This window comes from Pirellulales bacterium, from assembly GCA_035939775.1.
Taxonomy (GTDB): Bacteria; Planctomycetota; Planctomycetia; order Pirellulales; family DATAWG01; genus DASZFO01.
This window is the reverse complement of sequence record DASZFO010000119.1, coordinates 1-6,131: the sequence shown is the minus strand read 5'-3', so window position 1 is coordinate 6,131 and position 6,131 is coordinate 1. Positions and strand designations below refer to the sequence as shown.

4 protein-coding genes are annotated in these 6,131 nt (G+C 60.1%); 2 read left to right on the top strand and 2 right to left on the bottom strand.

Translation table 11 applies throughout. The features are described from left to right. Positions 1 to 95: 95 nt before the first annotated feature. A complete protein-coding gene (locus VGY55_07640) occupies positions 96 to 890 on the bottom strand; it encodes an aldolase/citrate lyase family protein (protein ID HEV2969846.1) in 795 nt (264 codons plus the stop codon). Between the two features lie 85 nt (positions 891 to 975). Here VGY55_07640 and VGY55_07635 point away from each other — a divergent pair, with 85 nt between their 5' ends. Then, on the top strand, positions 976 to 1,320 hold the full coding sequence (locus VGY55_07635; GenBank protein ID HEV2969845.1) for a Rieske 2Fe-2S domain-containing protein: 345 nt from the start codon (positions 976 to 978) through the stop codon (positions 1,318 to 1,320). Between the two features lie 198 nt (positions 1,321 to 1,518). Further along, the gene (locus tag VGY55_07630; GenBank protein ID HEV2969844.1) at positions 1,519 to 1,926 is read left to right on the top strand and encodes an NUDIX domain-containing protein; all 408 of its coding nucleotides are present in this window, start codon (positions 1,519 to 1,521) and stop codon (positions 1,924 to 1,926) included. An 83-nt stretch (positions 1,927 to 2,009) separates the two neighbouring features. On the opposite strand, the gene VGY55_07625 is transcribed toward VGY55_07630, so the two are convergent. Beyond that, positions 2,010 to 6,047 (bottom strand): NosD domain-containing protein, encoded by a 4,038-nt coding sequence (locus VGY55_07625; protein HEV2969843.1) that lies wholly within the window; start codon positions 6,045 to 6,047, stop codon positions 2,010 to 2,012. Positions 6,048 to 6,131: the final 84 nt, after the last annotated feature.

Below are 6,131 nucleotides of genomic sequence, written 5' to 3'. Positions count from 1 at the left end.
CCCCCGCCGCGGAACGCTGCTCGGCCAGTTTTCGAACATCGCCCGCCAGTATTCTCCTGTCGTCAAATTTCACCTCCGTGTGGTCAGTAACAATATCAATACCGCGCCAGGTCGGCGGCCTTCTTCAGGTTCAGTCCGCCGACGATTCGCTGGGCTTCGCTCGTCATGAAGCGCAGTTCGCTGCCGATCGCCAGGAATTGCCAGCCCTGATCGATGCGCTTCTTGACGTCCTCCACCGACAGCACGTGCAGGCCCACCGGCGTCCCGACTTTTTTGCCGACTGCCAGCACGCGCTGCAGCATCGCCTCGAGCTCTTCGGGAGTCGGGTCGACCCCCTCGGGAGTGCGCATTTGAAAGGTGAGATCATTGGGGCCGACGAAGATCGCATCGACTCCCGGCAGGCTGTAGATCGCTTCGGCGTTCTGCACGCCCAGCGGCGACTCGGTCTGCAAGACCACCAGAATCTCGTCGTTGGCCCGGTTGAAATAATCTCCGGCGGTGCCGTCGAAGTTCATGGCGTGCAAACCGCCGCCGATCGAGCGATTGCCCAGCGGCGGATATTTCGCCGCCGCAATGGCCAGCTTCGCCTCTTCGACCGTGTTGACCATCGGGACGACGATTCCCCACGCCCCGGCGTCGAGGACGCGCTTGATATTCTCGTGCGTCCCGCGCGGCACCCGCGCCAGGGGGACGCAGCCCGCTTCGGCGATCGCGCCGAACAGATTGGCCGCCTGCTCGATGCCGATCGGCGAATGCTCCATGTCGACCGTGAGCCACGGAAAGCCGACGCGGGCCAGAACGCGCGTGGCGTACATACTGCCCAGCGACAGCCAGGTGCCGACCTGCGGTTTCCCGGCCTTGAGAGCCGCCTTGACAGGGTTACGTTTCATATTGTCGCTTGCTAAAAATGACTGGACGAGGGATCAAATCTCATGGCAGTCACACGTTAGCCCATCCGGGGAGCGTTCCGCAAGCATGGCAGAGTTTCAGACGGTGGCCCGCGTCGGCGAAATTCCCGAGGGCGAGGGCCGATGCTTCGAAGTTCGCGGCCAGATGATCGCCGTCTTCCTCGTCGACGGCAAATACTCGGCGATCTACGACACCTGCCCGCACATGGGGGCCTCGCTGGCCGCCGGTTACGTCGAAAACGGCGGCGTCACCTGCCCCTGGCACGCCTGGCGATTCTGCGTCACCAGCGGCACGTGGCTCGACAATCCCACCTCCACCATCCGCCAGGAGACGTTCGAAACCCGCATCGCCGGCGACGAAATTCAGGTTCGAGTCCCAGATGAAATAAGTACGTCAGGCTTTCGAGCCTGACACGAGCGCAAGTTCGGCGCTCGCAACGTGTTGAGCATCAACCGCAAGCAGAGCGAATTTCGGTGGTTGAGATGGACGAAGATATCCACAGATTTTCAAGATTTTCGCAGATTAAATGACGGTGTTCCTCACCGATTGCAATAATCTGCGTAATCTGTGGATTGATTTGTCAGTCATCATCAAGCATCACGCCTTCGCATGACCAAACAATCCTCCGGAACACTGCTCTATCGCAATGCCGACGGCCAACTCCAGGTGCTTCTCGTGCACCCCTCCGGCAACTACAACCGCGGAAAGCCCTGGAGCATCCCCAAAGGCCTTCCCGATCCCGGTGAAGATCTCGAAGCAGCCGCCCGCCGCGAAACGCTCGAAGAGACCGGCGTCGCTGCCGGCGAATTGCAACCGCTGGGATCAATTCAATACCAGAAAAGCGGCAAGCAGATCCATTGCTTCACCGGCCCCGCCCCGGAAGACGCCCGCCCCGAGTGCGCTTCATGGGAAGTCGACCGCGCCGAATTCGTCCCGATCGAGCAGGCGCGAACGCTTCTTCATCCCGACCAGGTCCCATTTCTCGACCGGCTGGAGAAACTGCTCAAAACCGTTTAACCGCGACCCGAAGGGGAGCGCGGCGGCGCAGCATCGGGTAGCCGAACTCGTGAGAGTTCCGCCGCAACTCTCGCGCCTCCCGATCAAGCCGGTGGTTTGATTTTGCGCCCCTGGGCGAGCTTGATCACCATCAGGTCGCGCATGTCGATGAATCCGTCGCCATTGATGTCGCCGTTCGGGTCCCCCGTCTTTACATAGCCCAGCGCCAGTGAATAGTCCGCCGCGTCGACGCTCCCGTCGCCGTTGACGTCGCCAAGGAGCCGAGCGAACTGCACGGTTGTGGTCGATTGCTGCTCGTGCAGACTGAGGATCAGCCGGTACGTGCCGTCGCCGGCGTTTGTGAGACGATTGCCGCCGATCCCGTTGATGCCAAAGTCGATCGAAACGTGCGTGCCACTGACTGTGACAAGGCCCGCCAGCGAAACCGTCGCCGGATTGAGGCCGTTGGCGTCGTAGCGGACGAGTTGAATCCCCTGACCCGTCAGGAACCCGGCAAGCCCGTCGTCGTCGCTGAAATACAAGTCGAGATAACGGATGAAGGATCGCTGCGTCTGGTCATGCTGAATGACGTAGCTTACAAGCTGCGTCGGCGCGTCGGCCACGGCGACGTGCAGGTGATCGGTCACCGTCGGATTGACGCCATCGGTCAGCGTGAGCGTGACTGTATAATTCCCGGGCTCCGCATAGCGATGCGTATTGGCGATTGTGCCTTCGCCGGTTCCCGGCACCAGGGAGCCCGTTTCGACGGTGCCGTCTCCCCAATCGACCTGCAGGCCAAGCTGAATAGGCGGCGAGATCGACGTATAACTTGCGCTGGAGAGACTCACGAGGCCCCCCTCGTTCACCGCCTGATCGCCCCCGGCCTTGACACTGAGCGGGTTCGTCACCAGGGCGGCCCGCGAGAATTCGGATGTGCTGCCGTCGGCAGACGTCGCGGTTGCGGTGATCCATTCGCCAGGGACCGTCGCCGACGCAAAAGTTAGATCGAAGTCGGCTTTCCCGGCTGCATCCGTCGTGACAGTGCTCGAACCGATCCAGCGTTTTCCCTGGCCGTAACCGCTCGAGTCAGGTATCGCATTCGCGTAAAAATCGAGTGTGAAGACGGAGTTCGGAGTGCTGTTGAGCGAGCCCATGACCTGCGTGGCAATTCCGGGATCTGCCGCGACGATCACTGGAAAGTTCTGGAGGCCGTTTGCTCCGGTGTCGCCGTCCTCGTTGTCGTTCGGCGTAACGCCATCGCCATTCAGGTCAATGCCGAGGCCGCCGTTAGAGAAAATTGAGTTTGCACGAATCGTATTGGATGAGGATTGGTCAAGCACACGGACACCGTCGCGGAAGTTGCCGGCGATCGCATTGCCTGCCGAGGCCGTTCCTCCGCCGATCAGGTTGCCGCTGGCACCGCGGGACAATGCGACGCCGTCGAAAGTGTTGCCCATCAGCGTCGATCCGTCGGCGAGCACGCCGATGTGATTTCCCGCAACTGCATTCCCCGACGCGCTGCTGCCGTCGATCCAAACGCCCCAGTTCCCATTGGCCGCGATAACGTTGCCGTCACCGGGGCTCGCGCCGCCGATCCGATTATTCGATCCCGCGGTTATTACAATGCCGCTGAAGGAATTGCCAATCGCCGCGACACCACCCACATCGACACCGATCAGGTTCCCCTGTACGACATTGCCCGTTGCGGCCATTCCGTCGATCCAGATGCCGTTGTTGCCGTTGCCCGAAATGACATTCGACCGAATCGAATTGTTTGCGGACGCACCAATATAAATTCCCTGATAAGCGTTGCCGCGAGCCTTCGAGCCCGTCGCATCGGTGCCTATGTAATTCCCGGTGATGGTCGTTCCCATCCCGCCGCCGGCGCCGTAAATCCACAGCCCCACGCCGCCGTTCCCGGAAATGACATTGCCGGCACCGGCGGCGATTCCGCCAATCGTATTGTTCGGCGATTCAATGAGCACACCGATGTTCAGGTTCGGGATCGGTGTGTCACCTTTGACGTCCAGCCCGACATAATCGCCCTCGAAAACGTTCTGGGCCGAGGTCCCTGCGGTGACAATTCCAACTCCATTGTTGCCCGAAATAATGTTCCGCGCCGCGGCGGTCGTCCCGCCGATCACGTTCTTATCAGCGTTGTAGACGTAGAGCCCGGCAAAGGTATTCCCGAGCGGTTTCCGGCCCGAGCAGTCGGTGCCGATCAGGTTGCCTGCAACCAGATTTCCGGTCGCTGCGGCCTCCCACAGCAGAAGGCCATACGGGTTGGCCGAAATCACATTGCCGGCTCCCAATTGATTTCCGCCGATTACGTTATTCGCTGAGAGAATGTAGATGCCTGCAAAGCCGTTACCCAGTGCTGCCGTCCCCGTCGAATCCGTGCCGATGTAATTGCCCTGCACGGCATTGCCGGTGGCGTTATCCCACATGTAAATCCCAAAAGACCCGTTACCAGAAATGACATTGCCGAGCCCAGCCGTCGTCCCACCAACGGTATTATTGCTCGAGCCATCAATATAGACGCCGTAGCTGCCGTTTCGAATGGCGATGCTCCCGCCCGCGTCAGTCCCAATGTGATTGGCGGAGATAGCGTTCTGCGTGACGCCGTGACCGATAAGAGCAACCCCCGCCTGTCCGTTGCCGGACAATACGTTGCCCTCTCCCGCGTTTCCGTCCGCACCCGCGCCGATCAGATTATTGCTGGCGGTTGATGCGAGAATCAGGCCATAGAAATTGCCGGCTGCGGTCTCGCCGGTCGCGTCGACGCCGAAGTAGTCCCCCTGAATCGTGTTGTGTGACGACTGGATCCGCAAGCCGGCCGACTTGAATCGGTCGACAACGATTCCCCGGATTTTGCTGCCGTCGCTTCCGGAACCAAGAACCAGCCCGTCGACGCCAAAGCCGGCGGAAGAACCGTCCAAAACGATCAATGGATGCTCGCTGAAACCGGGCTCGCTCTCCCCGTCAATGAAGACCTGATCGGTGATTGCCGGAAGAGGACTCTGCAGGACGATGGTTTGCGTCCCCGGACCGATGTTGAAAAGAATCGTGTCCGGTCCCGGATCAATGTTGGCATTGAGAATCGCCTGCCGGAGCGATCCGGCTCCCGAATCCGCCGTGTTCGTCACTGTGAAAACAGGGATTGCGCTCTTCACCGTGATTTTGACATATTGGCCGATGTTCTGCACCGGAGTGCCGTTGACCGAAACAATCACGAGGATGTTGGCGACCACCGGCGCATCCACAGGCATCCAAGTGAAGAGCCCGGTTGAAGGGTCGATTGACGCGCCCGCCGGTGCGCCCGCGCCCAGACTGAACGTCAACACCGCGGACGGATCGGCGTCGTGCGCCACGGCAGTGAATGTGACCGGCGTCCCCTGGGTCACTGTCACGTTAGGAATCGGGTCGAGGACCGGAACCACGACTGTTGGCTGCGCGAATGACGCGGGATCAAGTACGATTTTGAAAGTATCCGCGATCCCACTACGGGCCATTCCATCGATCTGCAGCGGGTTGTGTTCAGTACCATCGATCGCGTCCCCACCTAGAGAAATTGTGTACGGCACGTCGGCCACTCCGTTGGAGCGAATGACGATCGTGTACATGCCCGCCATTGGTTCGAGCGCGTCGATGAAGTGCGTCAAGCCGTCGGCGGTCGCTCCGGTCACGGCATCCGCGATTGCGACGAAATACTGAGCGGATCCCGGGATCTCCTGAAATTCCATCCCTGTCGTCGGATCGAAACCGGTTGTCCTGCCCTGCGGATCGATCAGCGTAACGCTTACCCCTTCACCGGGGGCACTCGCCCATGCTCTAAGATCACTGGTGCCCGGCGGATCCTTAATGTACCCGTTCAATTGAAACCACGTATCATTGCCGAGGTAATTCTTGTCACCGCCCAGCGTCGAATACTTCCCCGCAGGATCTAAGATACTGTAGTCACCGTTCGCCATTTTACCGGTCACAAGCACGAAGTGACCGATCTTAACGCTCGGTGCCTTGCCGCTTTCCGAGTCAAATGCCGTTGGAGTGAGCTTAACCGCAACGACGACTGGCGCGTGCTCTCTGGCGAGGATTTCGTCGAGCTCACCGAAAGCAGCCTGCATTCCGCCAGGATCAGTCACATAGTCGCCGTGCCATATTCCCGGTAGACTCTTAGCCGTTCTTCCGTCACCCGGATAGGCGACCGTAAGCGTGGAATACCTGAG

What these genes read in the sequence shown, in the direction of transcription:
- VGY55_07640 (HEV2969846.1), bottom strand. Translation starts at nt 890, where the DNA reads ATGAAACGTAACCCTGTCAAGGCGGCTCTCAAGGCCGGGAAACCGCAG.
- VGY55_07635 (HEV2969845.1), top strand. Translation starts at nt 976, where the DNA reads ATGGCAGAGTTTCAGACGGTGGCCCGCGTCGGCGAAATTCCCGAGGGC.
- VGY55_07630 (HEV2969844.1), top strand. Translation starts at nt 1,519, where the DNA reads ATGACCAAACAATCCTCCGGAACACTGCTCTATCGCAATGCCGACGGC.